Below are 16363 nucleotides of genomic sequence, written 5' to 3'. Positions count from 1 at the left end.
TTCCCCGCGCACTGCGCGCCCCCCGTTGGCGGTCCACCCCAATCCTCCGTTACACCCCCACACCGCCGCGAGGGCCTGCACCCCCAGGCCCTCTACGTGCCCTGACAAGGTGACGCCTGGAGGGTTGACGATGTTGCCCGAGATGCTGGATCGTTACCAAGGCGAAGTTCCCCCTGCACCAGGGCGGCACACCGGCCCTGACCAGGCGATTGGGAGCCCGGTAAGACGCTGTGCTAATGTTCTCCACGTCGGACGGAGCAAGACAGTCCACGCGCCGCTAGCTCAACTGGCAGAGCAGCTGACTCTTAATCAGCGGGTTCGGGGTTCGAGTCCCTGGCGGCGCACCACCTCGAAGAGGCAGACCAGCAGCACTCGCTGGTCTGCCTCTTTGGTTTTGGACTCCACGGCACTCCGGGCGGGGGAAGAGTGTGATCACGAGAAGCGGCGAAGCGGGTACGAGGCAATCCCCGCACCCGCTTCGCCGCTCGACCGTGACCGAACTCTCGCAGTCACATCGTCTGGTTGATGCGCGTCGGCCAATTGGTGTCGTGACCCAGGGTCGCCGTGCCGAACTCGTCGGCGGCAGCGGGAGAGGCAACCGTCTCCACAACGCTCGCCTGATCAGGCGTGACCGCGGCGGCGCTGGGCACGAACGTGAAAACGGTGGCGGCAAGCAAATCCAGCATAACGGAGTGGTCGCCTTCCTGATATTCCAGCCGACCTCGATTGGGGGTCAGCGGAATTATGGCAGGGACCACTGGGGCGAACCCGCACCGGGTACCCCGTTAGGTCGACGCACTCGGACAGGCGGTCAACGCGGCACGGGCGGAGCCCGAACGGCACGCCACTCGGCAATGCGGCCGGCCTACCGCCGGCGCTCCGCCACCTCGCGGGACGGGACTCCGGTCAGATCGGGAGTCCGAGGCGACGGGACAGCTTCACGAATTCTTCTCAGGTCTGCCAGGTGTTCCCGCACCAGGTCGGCTTCGACGGGTACGACGCCGCGCAGCAGTTCGACCGACTGACTCCAGAGACGCTCGGCGGAGTCGTAATCGTGCACGCCCACCGAGGCGTGCCCCCAAAGATGCGCGACGCGGCCGTGGTGCTCCGGGAATCCCGTCGCCCGGTGGACGGCCACGGCCTGCTCGCAGTGCGCGATGGCGTCCGCGAACCGCCCCATGTCGTACTCGACCTCGGCGATCGTCAAGAGCGCTTGGCCGGTCCGCACGCGGTCACCGCTGAGGGGCAACAGTTCCAACGCCTCGGCGAGCCGCCGCAACGCCTCTTCCTGCTCCCCGCGCGAATGGTGCAGGGCCCCCAGCTCGGTCAAAGTGGTGGCTTCACCGCGAATATGGCCTATTTCCCGCCGGATGGCCAGCGCCCCGTAGTGGTGCACCAGGGCGAGGTCATCGCGCTCCGCTTTTTCATATGCATTCGCCAGCTGATCCAGCGCATATGCCTCACCATTGCGATCGCCGGAGGCGCGCGCGGCGTCCAAGATTTCGCGGTAGAGTTCCACCGCCGTGCCGAGTTCCCCTTGCGCCAATCTGGTGCTGGCCAGGTTGTGCAGGCAGACCGCATAGATCTGGTCCGCACCGACCCGTTGCGCGATCGCCATCCCGGCTTCGAAGTGGTGCTGCGCCTCCGAGTACCGCTTCAAGCGGTAGAGGGCGGTACCGAGGTCACTGTGGGTGCCGGCGAGGGCCTGCCCGTTCCCCAGCGCCGCAGCAGCCTTCAGTGCGGCACGAAGGCTGACCAGAACGTCTTCGAACTGCTCCGACCGGTCGTACGCCTCGTAGAAGTTCGCGGCCAACCGCCAGGCGTGCTCGTGGAAACCGTGCCGCACCGCCATGGGCACCGCGGCGACCAGGTTGGCCCGCTCCCTGGTGAGCCAAGCCAATGCCTCGGTGTCGTCGGCCAGGTCGGCGGTCCTGGTCACCATGCCGTCGAGTGCGGGCGGCGGTGACGACTGCGGGTCCAGCAGCCTCGCGGCCACACCGGCCGAGGCGAGGTACCAGTCGAGCAGGCGGGTCATCGCGAGCTTGCGGGCGTGTGCCGATTCCTGGTGGCGGACGAGGTCGACCGCGTACCCGTGCAGCATGTCGTGCAGCCGGTACCGCCGCGGTCCGCCGTGTTCCACGAGGTTGCTGCGCACCAGCACGCCGAGGTGCGCGCTGACCACCGCTTCGTCCTCACCCAGCAGCGCCGCTGCGGTGGCGACGCCGAACTCCGCCGTGGGATTCAACCCGAGCAGTCGGAACACACGGGCCGCATCAGGTGGCAGGTCCCGGAACGACCACGAGAACGCCACCGGCAGCGTCACGCTCTCGTCGTCGCTGTCGTGCACGGAGCCGAGCACACCCAGCCCCTCTTCCTCCTTGAACTCGTCCACGAGCTCGGCGAGCGCAATGGCGGGACGGTTGGCGATGTGCTGACCGATGATGTGCAGACCGAGGGGCAGGCCGTCCACCACGGTCGCGAGTTCGTGTACCGCTGCAGGCTCTCGATCCGACCGAGCGTGGCCGATCTCGTTGCGGAGCAGGACGATCGACTCCTCGGTGGACAGCGGCGGCACGCGGATCAGGTCCACGTGGTCGCGCACCTTCAACCCCATCAGCCGGGTGCGGCTGGTGATGATGGTGAAGCAGTTGGGTGTGGCGGCCAGCACCGGCCGCACCTGGGCGCTGGTCTGCACGTCGTCGAGCAGGATCAGCATCCGGCGGTCGCCCAGGATCCGACGCAGTTCGGCCTGGCGCTCGTCGCCGGTGGCGGGTATTCGCTCCGCGCCCAGGGACCTGAGCAGGCCGGCGAGCGCGTCGTCCGGCGCCAGCGGCGTACCGGCGCTGAAACCACGCAGTTCGAGGCGGAGGTTGCCGTCCGGGAACCGGTGCAGTTGACGACTGGCCCACTTCAGGGCGAGAGCGCTCTTGCCCACGGTCGGCATCCCGTGCAGGGCGACGACCTGGCCGGGACCACCGGTCTCCAGCAACGCGTCCAATCGCTCCAGCAGGTCCTCGCGGCCGGTGAAGCTGCGCGTGGGTGGGGGTATTTGGTGCGGCGGCGCGGCGGCGCTCGCCTGTTTGCGGAGGAGGTTCTTGTTGACGGCCCTCAACTCCGGGCCGGGTTCCGCGCCAACGTGGTCGAGGAGCCGTTCGCGGAAGTCCTCGTAGAACTCGAGCGCGGCGGAGTACCTGCCCAGCGCGTCCAGCGAGCGCATGTACAGCCCGGCGAAGTACTCGTTGGGCGGACGCGTGGCGATGAGCCGCCCCGCCTCGGCGACCACCTCCCAGTACTCGCCGAGGCGGTACAGGCTGTCCAGCAGAACGTGCATCGCGGGTAGCAGGTCGAAGTTGTCCACCTGCTCCCGGTGGTGATCGGCCCAGCCTCCCTCCAACTCGTGCAGCGGCCGACCGCTCCAGAGCGAGAGCGCCTCGCGCAGCAACGTTCTCGCCGCCGAGTGGTCACCCCTACCGGACACCACACGACCCGCCTCCGCCAATTTGCGGAAACGGTGGAAATCGATCATGTCCGCCGATTCCAGGGTGAGCCGATATGCGTTACCCTCCTTGACGATGTATCCTCCCGAACGCGAATCCCTGAGAATCCCTCGCAGACGGCTCACGATCGGCTGCAGACGACGTTTCACCTGATCAACCGGAGTGTCAGGCCACAATACCCGCGCGATCACGTCGATGTGGACAGACCGGGGAAACTCGTACAGCAGCATTGTGAGCACACCGCGCTGCTGCGCCGGCCCCAAATCGTGATCTTTCCCGTCGATGTGTAATCGCGTCGGACCGATGATCTTGAACTCCACCGGCGCCACCCTTTCACTGGGCCCACCGCGCTCGTACTCACAGTGTGCTTGAACCGGGGGCGCGCCCGTAGCCTTGTTTACTGATTTTCGTCCGAATCGCGGACACAGCCGGACGACGATCGGCAGATGCAAGCGAACTGCAAGTCGGTGGCAAACGCGACCGCCACTCTTCTCCCAGGGATTGGAGCACGAGGGGGAGTGCATGACACGTCCAGAGTGGCCGCGCGTGCCGATCGGGCTCGACGCGTCGCAGTGGGTCAGCCGCGCCGGGTGCCTGTCGGTCCTCGCCGTGGTGCACACGGTCACCAGCGGGCAGCGCCTGCTGGAAGCCGTGGAGCTGATCGAGACCGACACGAGGCTCCAGGTCGTCTTCACCCAGGCGCCTGACGTCTTCAGCAACGGGGTCGCCGAGTTCCTGCGGTCGACCGGCGGGATGGTGTGGCCGTGGGAACTGGCGGTCCGGGAGAGGTTCGACCTGGCCGTCGCCGCGTCCTACGGCGGGCTGCACGAGTTGCACGCGCCGGTGGTGCTGATGCCGCACGGCGCGGGGTACGGGAAGTCGTTCACCACCGGAGGGGAGCCGGTGGTCTACGGGTTGGACGCGCAACGGATCCTGCACAACGGCCGGGTGCTGGCGAAGGCGCTGGTCCTCGCGCACGACGACGAACGGGACGTGCTGCGTCGGCAGTGCCCGCAAGCGCTCGACGTGGCCGTCGTCGCGGGTGACCCGTGCTACGACCGGCTGGTGGCGAGCCTCCCGCACCGCGACGCGTACCGGGCCGCGCTGGGCATCGGCCCCGACCGGCGCGCCGTGGTGGTCAGCTCGACCTGGGGGTTGGATTCGCTGTTCGCCCGGTTCGAGGACCTGTTGCCGCGGCTGCTGGAGGAGTTGACGCCGCAGGGGTTCCGGGTGGTGGCGCTGGTGCACCCCGGCGCGTGGTTCGGCCACGGCAGGCGGCAGGTGGACGCGTGGCTGGCCGAGTGCCGGGACGCGGGTCTGGTCGTGGTCGGGCCGCACGTCGACTGGCGCGCCGCGTTGATCGCCGCGGACCACGTCGTGGCCGACCACGGGTCGGTCGGCGTGTACGCGGCGGCCATCGGTCGGCCGGTGGTGCTGGTCGACGCGCCCGTGCGGGTCGCGACGTCCAGCGGGTCGGCGCAGGAGCTACTGCGCCGCACGGCACCGCGGCTCCAGCCCGGCACGCCCGTGCTCGAGTTGTTCGAGCGCGCTGCGGCACAGTCGATCGAACTCGGCGACGCCGTGCGCGAGCGGCTGACGTCCCAGCCCGGCCGGTCGTCGGCGGAGCTGCGGCGCGTCATGTACGAGCTGCTCGACATCCCCGAACCGGGACGGCACCGCGCCGTGCCGCCGGTCCCGACGCCACCCGCGGAGTCGCGATGAACGAACCGGTGGTGCGGTGGACGACCGGGTCGGACGGGCTGGCCGATGTCGTCGTGCGTGAGACGACCGCGCCGGACGAGGACCCGACCGCAAGGATGCTGCGCGACAACCCGTTCGCCGCGCTGGCCGCGGCCGTGTCGGTGGACCGGATCGTGGTGCGGACGGAACTCGGCCAGGTGGTCGAGTTGACGTTCTCCGCCACCACGGCGCGCTGCCTCGACGTCGAGGCGGTCGTGCTCTCGGCCGTGCAGTCGCTCTACGCGTGGCACGTGGCGAGGCTGGACCCGCGCGCGTTGAGCACGCGCGGCCTGCCCGTGTGGTGCGCGAACCACCGGGCGCTCCGGTCAGCTGTCGCGTGCGGGTGGCTGGGGGCGGCGGTCCGGCCCGGCGAGCCGCTGGGCGATGTGGTCGGCTTGTGAGGATCCGATCTCGGTGTAGAGCCGCAGAGCCTGGTGCCAGTGCTCTGCGGCCTCCTCAACGGCCCCTTGCCGCTCTGCGGCTTCGGCGAGCAGGTGATGCGACTCGGCCATGCCCTGCTTCGAGCCGAGCGCGCTCAACACGTTCAACGCGCTGCTTGCCGTGCTGCGGGCGAGCGGCAGGTCGCCGGCGCGCAGGTGTGCCGCGCCCTGGGCCAGCACGACCCGTGCCGCGTTGTACGGGTCGGGCGGGTCCAGGTCGCGGAACTGCGCCGCCGCCTCCAGCAACACCCCCGACGCCTCGCCGGCCCGGCCGAGACCGGTCAGCGCCCGCCCGAGGTTGATCAGCGTGAGGCCGAGGCTCCGCCGGTTCCCCAATTCCCGGTTCGTCCGGGCCAGATGCTCGAACAGCGCGACCGCGTCGGCGAGCCGGCCGCGTGCCACGTGCAGCAACGCCAACGCCTCGGTCGCGTCGGCCGCGCCCCGCGGGTCATCGATCGCCTCCGCGACGGCGGTCGAGGCTTGCAGGTGGTCCCGGGCTTCGTCGAACCGGCCGACCGTGGTGCACACCATGCCGAGTCGTTTGAGCATGTCGGCCTCGGCGAACCGGTTGCCCCACCGGCGGGCCGCCTCGACACCGCGTTGGTCGATCTCCAGTCGGTCGCGGTAGTGCTTGTGGTGGAGCAGCAGCGGCCACAGCACGTCGGACAGGTGCCAGGCCAGCTCCCACCACTCCCGTTCCGCGGCGACCCGACCGCACGTGATCAGGTTCGCCCGCTCCTCCTCCAGCCACGCCAACGCCGACTCGCGGTCGGGCAACTCCGGCAGGTCCTCCGACGCGGTCAGGAACTCGTAGGGCAGCCTGCGCCGATGCGGTGTGACGACCAGATCGGCCGCCATCGCGCCGCGGAGGTACCACTCGACCATCCGCCGCACGGTGCGTGCCCGCTCTTCGGCTTCGTCCTCGGCGTTGGCCTTGCTCCGCGCGTGCAGCCGGAGCAGGTCGTGGAAGCGGTATCTGCTCTCGCCCACGGGTTCGACCAGGTTGCCGTCCACGAGTTCCTCCAGCAACGCGTGCGACGTGCCCCGATCCACCACCGTCGTCGCCACGGAGGCGCCGAACTCCCTGCCGGGGTGCAGCGCCAGGCCGCGGTACAGGGCCGCCGCGGTGGGCCGCAGCGCCCGGTACGAGAGGTCGAACGTCGTCTGCACGGACAACTCGGGCGCGGACAGCATCGACAGCCGACTGCGCTCATCGCTCAACTCCGTGACGACCTTCCGCACCGACCACTGGGGGCGGCTCGCGAGCCTCGCAGCCGCCACACGGACCGCGATCGGCAGGCCACCGCACATGCCGACCAGGGCTTCGGCCCGTTCGGGGTCGTCTTCGACCCGGCGCTTGCCCGCGACCTTCTCCAGCAACCGCACCGCCGAGAGCTTGCCGAGCGGACCCACGTCGACGAGCCGAGCGCCCTCCGCCACCAGGCCCGGCAACCGGTTGCGGCTGGTCACCAGCACCGCGCTGGACGGCGAGTTCGGTGCAAGGGGACGCACCTGGGCGGCCGAGTGGGCGTTGTCGAGCAGGACCAGCAGCTCCTTGTCCGCGGTCAGCGACCGGTACAGGGCCGCCTGCTCGGCGAGTTCGACCGGCACCTCGCGGGACGGCACGCCGAGGCTGCGCAGGAACAGGCCGAGCGCGTCCTCCGGCGGCACCGGGCTGGATCCGCTGAACCCGGCGAGGTCGACGTAGAGCTGGCCATCGGTGAACCGGTCGCGCGCGGTGTGCGCCCAATGCAGTGCCAGCGCGGTTTTGCCGACACCTCCCGGGCCGCTCAGGACCGCGAACATGCGGGTTCCGGCGCGCCGGTTCTCGACCAGCGCCTCGTCCAGTTCCGTCAATTCGGCGGCCCGGTCGGTGAAATGCGCCGGGGCCCCCAACAATTGCCTCGGCACGGGCGGCGGAGTGGACGGTGCATTGTGGAACGTTATCCCCCCGTGCACCACCGCGGCCTGCACGGCACCGCCGGAGACCACTCCGGACACCACGTTGTCCGCACCCACCGCGCCTTCCCGACCCTCGCCTGATCGTGACATCCGCTACCCCCGTGGCGTGTCAAATCGACCAACAACACGACCGTACGGTATGCGGAGGCGGTCCAGATATTGCCCTGTTGAGGGAATTTTTTCGCCATTCGGACCAGCGGGGCAGGCGACCGCGACCACTCCAATCCGCAAATAAAGGTAATCGAACGGATTCACCCGAACGCGAGCGCGATCCGCCGGTTCGCCAGCAGGCGCGTCCGCCGGACGTCCGGGTCGACGGTGGCGTCGGGGTCGCGGTCCAGGCGGTCGTAGGACTTGGCCAGCAGCCAGTGCGCGGCCTCGGCTCCGATCGGCGCCAGCGGGCCTTGTTCGGACAGGCGGTGGTGGGCCGCGGTGACGTCCCGCGTCACGAAGGCGCGGCGCACCAGGCCGCCCGCCAGCTCGTCGATGAGGAACACCATGCCGTGCTCGTCGTCGGCGAACGCGTACGCGCAGATCAGGGCCAGGTAGCCGGCATCCAGCGAGCGGTCGCAGATCCAGGCGCGGCCGGCGGTCAGGGGTGGTCCCGCCGGGGTGACGGCGCTGCCCGCCCATTCGCGCGGGCGGCCGGTGAGCACGGCGGCCAGCACGCGCAGCAGGGTGTGGTTGCGGCGGCTGGGCAGTGACACCGCGTGCTCGATCAGGCCCGCCCAGAACTCCTCGTCCGGCCGCACGTCGGCGACCGCGCAGCTCACCGTCAGCTCCGCCTCCAGCGGGTCGAGCAGGCGCGGCAGGCCGTGGCAGCGGTGCAGGACCCGGCGTTGCGCCGCGGTCAGCGGCATCCCCTGTGGACGGTGCACCACCACGATCGGCCGCCGCTTCGGGCCCTGGGTCTTCCGGATCACCGCGCGAGGCTGGCACGTCGACCGCCGGGTCGGGCCGCAACGCGCACCGGCCGCACCGACACCGCACCCGAAAGGGGACAATCGGCGGTCGTGGACTCCCTGCGCGAGGCGTTGTGGCGGGCCGCGGCGAACCGCCGCGCCCGGCTGCCGCGCACCTCCTCCCTCTCACCGGCCGAAGTGGACGACGCCGTGCGCGCCGTGCTGAGGCGCGCGTTCGAGCACCTGTGGGAGCACGGCTGGTTGCCGTACGACGTGTACGAGGTCGTGAGGCGCAACGAGGACGAGCGCGCGCTGTCGTTCCTCGTCGACTCGTTGGCGTCGGAGGCGTCCCGGTACCCGGCGCTGCACCCGCGCCGGCGCGAGCAGTTGGCGGAGATCGGCGCGACGGTCTGGTGGGACACCGGCCAACCGCACCTCGACCAGTGGGCCGCCCGGCACATCGAGCTGCGCGACGACGCCGTGGCCGCCGCGGTGGCGGTGCTCGGGGTGCTGCTCACGCTGCCCGCCCTGCCGGTGATCGTGCCGGTGCCGGGCACTCCCCTGGCCGCGTTCGACCACCACCACGTCGACCCGAAGATCCTCAACCGGGTGCGCGGGCTGCTGGCCAAGGCCGAGTCGACGGCGTTCCCGGACGAGGCGGAGGCGTTGTCGGCCAAGGCGCAGGAGCTGGTCACGCGGCACGCGTTGGAGCGCATGCCCGTGGAGGCGCCGTCCACGACGTCGCGGCGGTTGTGGCTGGACAAGCGGTACTTCGACGGCAAGGCGCAGATCGTGCACGTCGTCGCGGAGGCGAACCGCTGCCGCGCCGTGGTGTACGACCTCGGGTTCGTGGCGCTGGTCGGCGAGGAGCTGGACCTGGAGATCGTGGAGCTGCTGTCGGCGTCGTTGCTGGTCCAGGCGACGCGGGCGATGGTCGCGGCGGGCGACGGGGCGCGCAAGGGCGACGAGGAGCGGTCGGCGGCGTTCCGCAAGTCGTTCCTGCTGTCGTACGCGCACCGGATCGGGGAACGGCTGCGGTCGGCGAACGAGGTGCCGGAGGACGACCGGTTGCTGCCCGTGCTGGCCGAGCGCAAGAAGGCGGTGGAGGAGTACTTCGGCGCGATGTTCACCCGGACCGTGGCCAAGAGCACGGTGGTGCGCAGCGCGGCGGGGTGGGACGCGGGCCGCTCGGCGGCCGACCGGGCGCAGCTGAAGATCACCTGACCTGCGGTTTCGCCGGAACTGTCGGTGGTCGTCCGTACTCTGCGCGTCATGACCACCGCGATGGAAGTGCGCCGGCTGTTCAACGTCACCCAGGAGACCCGGTTCCACTTCAACCACTGGTACGGCAGGCGCAAGCACGTCGTGGCGCACGTGATGGCGCACGAGGCCGTGGCGGTGCACCGGATCACCGCCGACGAGGTCGACGCCGCGTGCCGGAGCGCGCCGCGGGCGGGGCCGGCCGACGTGCCGCTGATCCGGGAGTGGCGGCCGGAGTTCGCCTTCGCGCACGTGGCGCACCACGTGGTCGAGGCGTTGGGCCGATTACCCGGCTGGCCGGAGTTCCGGGAGTTCTGCGAGGCCGACGAGCGGACGCGGGCGATGCTGTGGACGCCGGCGCGCGAGGTGGTGGCCGAGGCGGGTCCGGAGGGGCGGGCCGCCCTGCGCAACCGGGTCGTGTCGGAGTTCCTGGGGTTCCTGCGTGACCTGTACGTGGTCGCGGTGCTGCGCGGGCACGGGCTGGACGTGCGGGTGCACCCGTTGGCGGACACCGTCTTCCGGGTCGACGCGTGGGTGGACCGGCTGATCCTCAACCCGCGCGGCGGCGGGCAGCGGTCGGCGGACCTGCTGGTGCACGCGATGCCGCCGTTCTTCTTCGCGGACCTCGGGCTCACGGAGTTCACCCGGGTCGGCGGCGCGGTGCTGCCGTCGCGGGCCCAACTCGACCGTGCGGCGGGGCGGCTGCGGGACGTGCTGCACCCCGCGTGACGGAAACCCCGCTCCCGCCACGGGTGGGCATGGCGTGAGCGTCGTGCGGGTGTGTGCGCGGCCCGACCGTGCGGCGGAGCGGCTGGGGGACGCGCCGCACCCGCGTGACAAGAGCCCGGCTCCCGCCATGGCGGGCGTCGGCGCGGCACGGGCGTGGTGCCGGCGTCGGTGTGGTGCCGGCGTCGGTGTGGTGCCGGCGTCGGTGTGGTGCGGGCAGTGGTCGCGGTGCGGGCAGTGGGCGCGGTGCCGGCGTTGGCGCGGTGCGGGCAGTGGGCGCGGTGCGGGCGGTGGCCCTGGTGCTGGCGGTGGGCGCGGTGCCGGCGGTGGCCGTGGTGCGGGCGTCGGCGTGTGGTGCCGGCGTCGGCGCGGTGAGGGCGTGGGCCATCATGGCCGGGTGCCGAACCTGGAAACGACGGACGACGTCCGGGCCCGGATGAGCAAGCAGCGGTCCCGTGACACGGGCATCGAGGTGGCGTTGCGGCGCGAGCTGCACCGGATGGGGCTGCGCTACCGGGTGCACCAGCGGCCGGTGCGCGGGGTCCGGCGCGAGGCGGACGTGGTGTTCGGGCCCGCGAAGGTGGCGGTGTTCGTGGACGGGTGCTTCTGGCACGGCTGCCCGGAGCACGGCACGTGGCCGAAGCGCAACGGCGAGTTCTGGCGCTCCAAGATCGAGGGCAACCAGGCGCGGGACGCCAACACCGACCAGGCGCTCGCGGAGGCGGGGTGGCTCGCGGTGCGGGTGTGGGAGCACGAGGACCCGGCCGACGCGGCGAGTCGGGTCCGGACCACCGTGCTGCGGCGGCGTGGTCGGCTAGCCTGAGCCCGTGCTGTCGATGATCGACCTGTTCGCCGGGTGCGGCGGCATGACCTCCGGGTTCGCCGCGGCGGGCGGCTACCGGCCGGTCATGGCGGTCGAGTGGGACCTGCACGCGGCGGCCACGTACGCGGCGAACTTCGGCGAGGACCACATCCGCTGGTCGGACATCGCGGCCGTGCCGGACAGCGCGATCCCCGAGGTGGACGTGATCGTGGGCGGGCCGCCGTGCCAGGGGTTCTCGAACCTCGGCTCGAAGGACGTCAACGACCCGCGCAACTCCCTGTGGCGCGAGTACCTGCGGTTCGTGCGGCGGGCCCGGCCCTCGGTGTTCGTGATCGAGAACGTCGACCGGTTCCTGGCGTCGACCGAGTTCGCGCTGCTCCGGGCCGAGACCGAGGGCTACGAGCTGAGCGCGGGCATCCTGCACGCGGCGGACTTCGGCGTGCCGCAACGGCGTCGGCGGGCGATCGTGATCGGCTCGCGGATCGGCCGGATCCCGCTGCCCGCCCCGACGCACCCGCGTGAGCGCTGGCACACCGTCGGCGACGTGCTGCGCGGGCTGCCGGAGCGGCCGGTGACGACCGCGCTGCCGAACTCCGTGGTGGAGTTCTTCGGCCGGGAGCTGCCGGGGCCGTTCAAGAGCCCGGAACTGCACATCGGCCGCAACCCGACCCCGATGTCGTTGGAGCGCTACCGCCACATCCCGCCGGGCGGCGGCCGGTTCGACCTGCCGCCCGAGCTGCTGCCGCGGTGCTGGCGGGAGAAGAAGACCGGCACGACCGACGTGATGGGCCGGATGCGGTGGGACGAGCCGTCGCTGACCATCCGCACCGAGTTCTACAAGCCGGAGAAGGGCCGCTACCTGCACCCGCAGTGGGAGCCGGGCGAGGGCGGGCACCGGGTGGACCGGCCGATCACGCACCTGGAGGCGGCGCGCCTGCAGTCGTTCCCGGACACCTTCGAGTGGTGCGGCACGAAGATCGAGGTGGCGCGGCAGATCGGCAACGCCGTGCCGCCGTCGCTGGCGAGGGCCATCGCCGAGCACCTCAAGCCGTACCTGACGGGGTCCGAGCCGGCCGCCCCGGGCTGCCCGCTCTGCCGCTGAGCCGACCGCCGCCGGCTCGCGCGGCGTTGGTGCTGTCGCTCGCCCGGTCGGGTTCATCCGGCAGCTCGTCCATCAGCCGGCCCGGAATTGTCGGACCCCTCCGCTAGCGTCATCACCATGACGACAACCACGTATGAGAACTCGGTCCGCGTCGGCTCCACGACCTACCAGGTGGTGGCCACGGCCGACCCGGAGCTGTCGGTGGACCTCGCCGGCGTCGACAGCTCGGGCGCGCTGGTGGCCGAGGGCAACCTCCGCCTGCCCGCGGCGGCCGGCGCGAAGATCGGCAAGTTGCTGGCCCAGGTGCTGGAGGCGTTGGGCAGGCTCAGCGGTCCCGCGTCCGGCTCGGCGCGGGACCGTCCGGCCAACGCCAACCAGCCGTGGACGGCGGACCTGGACGACGCCCTGCGGGCCGACTGGCTGGCCGCGACCGGGGACACGCCGACCGTCGAGCTGATCCGCTCGCTCGCCGCCCGACTGGAGCGCTCGCCCACCTCGATCCGGTCTCGGCTGGCCAGGGTGGGCTGCGATCCGGACGTGCCGGGCCGGGCGCTGTCGGCGGAGGCGGCGGAGGTGTTCCGGGTTCAGGGTCGGGATCAGGGGCGGGTCAGGGGCAAACCCGATTCGGGCGGGGAGGAGGGGCGGTGATGCTCGAGGTGGACGCTCAGGGCGAGGAAAGGACCTCTTGTGGAGATCACCGGGCTCATCTCGGCGCTGGTCATCGGTCTGGTCATCGGCGGCCTCGGCCGGCTGGTCGTGCCGGGCAGGCAGCAGATCTCGATGGTGGTGACGCTCCTGGTGGGCGTCGCGGCGGCTTTCGTGGGCACGCTCGTCGCGTCGCTCCTCGGCGTCGCGAACACCTCGGGCATCGACTGGATCGAACTGGCCCTCCAGGTCGGCCTGGCCGGCGCGGGAGTGGCCACCCTGTCCCGCAAGAGGTCCCGCCAGCACGCCTGACACCCCACCGACACGACCCGCCCGACCTCGCGCCGCCTGCCACGACCACCGCGCCGGACCGGACCATGGCCGGGATCCGGGCTGGTGTGCAGGCGGCGCGGAGGTCGGGCCTTCCGACGCGGCTCGCTACGGCTCGGCGCGGCCGGGCAGCCGGTCGGAGACGCCTGATCGGAGCGGCCGGGTGTGGGGCGAGGGCTCCGCCGGAGCGACCGGGCTGGGCGGCGCGAGGGACCCGGGGTGGGGAGCCCGGCCGGGAAGTCCTCGTCGGGCGACCTGGTGGGCTCCCGGCGGGAGCGGCCCGCCAAGGCCCGTCCCCAAGTCGGATGGGCGGGCGGCTACGTCGATCATGGCCGGTGGCCTGATCGGCTGACTTGCTGTGCCCGGCGCAGGATCCGTGCGCCGATGGGATCGGTCGGTTGTGGACCGTCTTCCATGCTCCGTGGCGATCGGGCGCGGGGTGCCGGGCCGGTCGGAATCCGGATGCAACGAAAGGGGGCACTTCGGCATTAGGGGTGGGAACGAGGCACAGTCGACGATCGGGAGTGGCCGATGGAGTTTGCCGAGTACGTGGCAAGGCAGCGTCCCGCGCTGATGCGGTTCGCCACGGTCCTCACCTGCCGGACGTGGCTGGCCGAGGACCTGGTGAGCGACGTGTTGGGCCGGGCCTTCGAGCGCTGGGACCGGATCTCGACCATGGCCGAGCCGAACGCCTACGTGCGGCGGATGGTCGTCAACGAGTACCTGTCCTGGCGCAGGAGGTTGACCCGCACGTCCCCGCGCGCCGAGGTCGAGCCGACGGTGGTCTCCGACGGCGCGGACGAGCGGGCCGAGCGGGACGCGATGATCCGCCGCCTCGCCGGCCTGCCCAGGAAGCAGCGGGCGGCCGTGGTGCTGCGCTACTACGCGGGCCTGTCCGACAGCGAGATCGCCACACAGCTGGGGTGTCGGGAACCGACCGTCCGCAGCCAGATCCACCGCGCGCTCAAGGCCCTGCGCATCGACCTCACCGCCGGCGTCCCCCACTTCCAGGAGACCTCATGAGCGACCTCCGCACCCTCCACGATGCCTTCGCCGAGCTGGAGCGGCGCGCGGACGCCGCCGCCTCGACCACGGCCCCCGTCGCGCGGCCGCGCCGAACCGTGCGGCCGGCGCCCGTCGCGGCCACCGTCGCCGCGGTGGCGGTCCTGGTCGCGGGTTCGGTGTGGCTGGCGCCGGGCGACTCCGGCACGCACGTCGCCGACCCGCAGACCACCTCCTCGTCGCCCGCACCGACCACGTCCGCGGCGCGCAGCCCGGTCCCGACCTCGCCGGACGACCTGATCGCCCGGTTCAGGGCGGTGCTCGGCGGCACCGCGACGTTCGAGGTGACCATGAAGACGATCGTGCCGAGGACCGCCCCGTCGCAGCACCAGCAGCCGGAGATGTCGGTGGTGACGCCGGAGCCGGGCGACCCGAACAACAGCGCGCTGGTCGGCGGGACCCTGATGGCCGCAGGGTCCACCGGGGGCTTCGCCCTGATGATCCGCCGCACCGATTCCGGGCCCGACGAGTGGTGCGCCTTCTCCCGCACGGACGACTGCGACGTCAGCACGCTGCCCGACGGCTCCGTGCTGGCGACCGGGACCGCGCGGCCGGATGCCGGCGCGGTGTCGTACATGGCGGCCCTCAGGCGGCCCGACGGGACGTTGGTGGTCCTGAACGTCAGCAACCAGGAGGATCCCTTGGGCGCTGTGGTCAACTCGCCGGGCGGCGCGATCCACTCGCCGCAGCCGCCGCTGAGCCTCGACCAGCTGAAGGCGATCGTCACCTCCGACAAGTGGTGACGCGCTGCGGCCGGCCGGCCGCAGAGAGGCGATCCGACCGGGGGCGGGCGGTCCGGGGGACGGGGTGGGTGGGGAGGTGGTGGGACGCGGGGCGCATAGTGCGGGGGTGTGGGTGTTGCACGCCTTGGGCCTGAGCGGGGGCCGGGTCGGGGTCTGGGCCGAGGATTCCCGGCTGCCGGCCCGGGTCTCGGCGCGGCTGCCCCGTGCCGCGGTGCCCCACCCGTTCGCGGTGGACGGGGACGACCTCGCCGCCGTGCTCGGGGGCGGTGGAGCAGGCGCTGTCCCGGTGCGGCTGCCGTCGTACGCGAGCGGGCCGGTGGCGTCGCCCGAGCTCGTCCGGGAGGTCACGGCCGGTGGTCGGCGCGGGGCCGTCCGGTGGCGGGAGTGGGTGGTGCCCGTCGTGTGGCTGGACGGTGTTCCCGAGGGGCTCCCCGACTGCCGGGTCGGGGCTTCCGGGAAGTTCCTGACCGAGCTGCTGGAGTTCGCCGGCGAACTGGTCCGGCGGGGGCGGGTGCTGCCGGGGATCGACGCCGACGGGCACGCGCGGTGGCGGGCGGTGCTGGTCGGGGTGGACTCGTCGCGCGGGGCGGCGTTGCGGGCGGGTGTGCCGCCGTCGTTCCTGGCGGCCGGGGCCGGGGACGTGGTGCCGGACGTGCTCGACCGTGCGGTCGACCGCCGGGTGCGGGCCTTGGTGGGCGGTGGGGGCGCGACCGCGGACGGGGAGGTCGGGCGGTGGCTGGCGGCCCTGGTCGGCGACTCCCGGATCGACGGTGACGTCACCGCGTTGCGGGCCCGGGTCGCGGCCTGGCACGGCGGGCTGCGGCAGAGTCCCGTCCGGACCTGCTTCCGGCTCGGCTCGCCCGACCAGGGCGGCCCGGACCAGGACGGGTGGCGGGTCGAGTTCCTGCTCCAGGCCGTGGACGAGCCGAGCGTCGTGGTGACGGCCGAGCAGGTGTGGCACCGGCAGGACGCGGTGCTGCGCCGGTGGGTCGACCGGCCCGAGGACGTGCTGCTGGGCGACCTCGGCCGGGGGGGGGGGGGGGGGGCCCCCCCCCCCCCCGCGCCCGCCCCCCCCCCCCCCCCGGGGGGGGGGCCGCGGCGGGGGCGGGGCCCGCACAGCACAGCCCCCCC

General features: G+C 72.2%; 14 protein-coding genes, 1 tRNA gene and 1 pseudogene. 12 read left to right on the top strand and 4 right to left on the bottom strand.

Annotation, left to right across the window (positions count from 1 at the left end; genetic code table 11):
• Nucleotides 1–271: 271 nt before the first annotated feature.
• Nucleotides 272–347, top strand: a tRNA-Lys gene (locus ACFXGA_RS28415).
• 162 nt (nucleotides 348–509) lie between these two features.
• Here ACFXGA_RS28415 and ACFXGA_RS28410 read toward each other — a convergent pair.
• Nucleotides 510–686, bottom strand: coding sequence for a hypothetical protein (locus ACFXGA_RS28410; RefSeq protein WP_378093003.1), 177 nt, complete (start codon nucleotides 684–686; stop codon nucleotides 510–512).
• Between the two features lie 179 nt (nucleotides 687–865).
• Complete coding sequence (locus tag ACFXGA_RS28405; protein ID WP_378093001.1) at nucleotides 866–3817, bottom strand: tetratricopeptide repeat protein; 2952 nt, start codon at nucleotides 3815–3817, stop codon at nucleotides 866–868.
• A 202-nt stretch (nucleotides 3818–4019) separates the two neighbouring features.
• Here ACFXGA_RS28405 and ACFXGA_RS28400 point away from each other — a divergent pair, with 202 nt between their 5' ends.
• Both ACFXGA_RS28400 and ACFXGA_RS28395 read left to right on the top strand, forming a co-directional pair.
• Nucleotides 4020–5219 (top strand): hypothetical protein, encoded by a 1200-nt coding sequence (locus ACFXGA_RS28400; protein WP_378092999.1) that lies wholly within the window; start codon nucleotides 4020–4022, stop codon nucleotides 5217–5219.
• Nucleotides 5216–5638 carry a hypothetical protein gene (locus ACFXGA_RS28395; RefSeq protein ID WP_378092997.1) on the top strand — a complete coding sequence of 141 codons (423 nt, stop codon included), beginning with the start codon at nucleotides 5216–5218 and terminating at the stop codon, nucleotides 5636–5638. The genes ACFXGA_RS28400 and ACFXGA_RS28395 overlap by 4 nt, the downstream gene beginning before the upstream one ends.
• Here ACFXGA_RS28395 and ACFXGA_RS28390 read toward each other — a convergent pair.
• Both ACFXGA_RS28390 and ACFXGA_RS28385 read right to left on the bottom strand, forming a co-directional pair.
• Nucleotides 5564–7588 (bottom strand): NB-ARC domain-containing protein, encoded by a 2025-nt coding sequence (locus tag ACFXGA_RS28390; RefSeq protein ID WP_378092995.1) that lies wholly within the window; start codon nucleotides 7586–7588, stop codon nucleotides 5564–5566. The two genes, ACFXGA_RS28395 and ACFXGA_RS28390, sit on opposite strands and share 75 nt — an antisense overlap.
• 302 nt (nucleotides 7589–7890) lie before the next feature.
• Nucleotides 7891–8562, bottom strand: coding sequence for a hypothetical protein (locus ACFXGA_RS28385; protein WP_378092993.1), 672 nt, complete (start codon nucleotides 8560–8562; stop codon nucleotides 7891–7893).
• 90 nt (nucleotides 8563–8652) lie between these two features.
• On the opposite strand from ACFXGA_RS28385, the gene ACFXGA_RS28380 reads away from it, so the two are divergent.
• The 9 genes and pseudogenes from ACFXGA_RS28380 to ACFXGA_RS28340 form a co-directional block, all read left to right on the top strand.
• A complete protein-coding gene (locus tag ACFXGA_RS28380; RefSeq protein WP_378092991.1) occupies nucleotides 8653–9765 on the top strand; it encodes a DUF2786 domain-containing protein in 1113 nt (370 codons plus the stop codon).
• A gap of 48 nt (nucleotides 9766–9813) precedes the next feature.
• Entirely contained in the window at nucleotides 9814–10530 is a 717-nt protein-coding gene (locus ACFXGA_RS28375) for a hypothetical protein (RefSeq protein WP_378092989.1), read from the top strand.
• Nucleotides 10531–10963: 433 nt separating this feature from the next.
• A complete protein-coding gene (locus tag ACFXGA_RS28370; protein WP_378093009.1) occupies nucleotides 10964–11350 on the top strand; it encodes a very short patch repair endonuclease in 387 nt (128 codons plus the stop codon).
• A 13-nt stretch (nucleotides 11351–11363) separates the two neighbouring features.
• Nucleotides 11364–12452: a DNA cytosine methyltransferase gene (locus ACFXGA_RS28365; RefSeq protein ID WP_378093007.1), complete on the top strand. Its 1089-nt coding sequence runs from the start codon at nucleotides 11364–11366 to the stop codon at nucleotides 12450–12452.
• 117 nt (nucleotides 12453–12569) lie between these two features.
• Nucleotides 12570–13100 carry a hypothetical protein gene (locus ACFXGA_RS28360; protein WP_378092987.1) on the top strand — a complete coding sequence of 177 codons (531 nt, stop codon included), beginning with the start codon at nucleotides 12570–12572 and terminating at the stop codon, nucleotides 13098–13100.
• Between the two features lie 39 nt (nucleotides 13101–13139).
• Complete coding sequence (locus ACFXGA_RS28355) at nucleotides 13140–13409, top strand: GlsB/YeaQ/YmgE family stress response membrane protein (protein ID WP_378092985.1); 270 nt, start codon at nucleotides 13140–13142, stop codon at nucleotides 13407–13409.
• A gap of 549 nt (nucleotides 13410–13958) precedes the next feature.
• Complete coding sequence (locus tag ACFXGA_RS28350; RefSeq protein ID WP_378092983.1) at nucleotides 13959–14450, top strand: SigE family RNA polymerase sigma factor; 492 nt, start codon at nucleotides 13959–13961, stop codon at nucleotides 14448–14450.
• The gene (locus ACFXGA_RS28345) at nucleotides 14447–15232 is read left to right on the top strand and encodes a hypothetical protein (RefSeq protein WP_378092981.1); all 786 of its coding nucleotides are present in this window, start codon (nucleotides 14447–14449) and stop codon (nucleotides 15230–15232) included. Before ACFXGA_RS28350 ends, ACFXGA_RS28345 begins: the two co-directional genes overlap by 4 nt.
• A 112-nt stretch (nucleotides 15233–15344) precedes the next feature.
• Nucleotides 15345–16363: pseudogene (locus ACFXGA_RS28340) on the top strand (hypothetical protein); the annotation flags it as partial.

Origin of the sequence: Actinosynnema sp. NPDC059335, from assembly GCF_042752395.1 — a bacterium.
GTDB lineage: Bacteria > Actinomycetota > Actinomycetes > Mycobacteriales > Pseudonocardiaceae > Actinosynnema.
This window is presented reverse-complemented; position numbering and strand designations above follow the sequence as displayed.

Excerpts from the sequence above, each read along its gene's own strand:
- ACFXGA_RS28410 (WP_378093003.1), bottom strand. The coding sequence starts at position 686 with ATGCTGGATTTGCTTGCCGCCACCGTTTTCACGTTCGTGCCCAGCGCC.
- ACFXGA_RS28400 (WP_378092999.1), top strand. The coding sequence starts at position 4,020 with ATGACACGTCCAGAGTGGCCGCGCGTGCCGATCGGGCTCGACGCGTCG.
- ACFXGA_RS28395 (WP_378092997.1), top strand. The coding sequence starts at position 5,216 with ATGAACGAACCGGTGGTGCGGTGGACGACCGGGTCGGACGGGCTGGCC.
- ACFXGA_RS28375 (WP_378092989.1), top strand. The coding sequence starts at position 9,814 with ATGACCACCGCGATGGAAGTGCGCCGGCTGTTCAACGTCACCCAGGAG.
- ACFXGA_RS28370 (WP_378093009.1), top strand. The coding sequence starts at position 10,964 with ATGAGCAAGCAGCGGTCCCGTGACACGGGCATCGAGGTGGCGTTGCGG.
- ACFXGA_RS28365 (WP_378093007.1), top strand. The coding sequence starts at position 11,364 with ATGATCGACCTGTTCGCCGGGTGCGGCGGCATGACCTCCGGGTTCGCC.
- ACFXGA_RS28360 (WP_378092987.1), top strand. The coding sequence starts at position 12,570 with ATGACGACAACCACGTATGAGAACTCGGTCCGCGTCGGCTCCACGACC.
- ACFXGA_RS28350 (WP_378092983.1), top strand. The coding sequence starts at position 13,959 with ATGGAGTTTGCCGAGTACGTGGCAAGGCAGCGTCCCGCGCTGATGCGG.
- ACFXGA_RS28345 (WP_378092981.1), top strand. The coding sequence starts at position 14,447 with ATGAGCGACCTCCGCACCCTCCACGATGCCTTCGCCGAGCTGGAGCGG.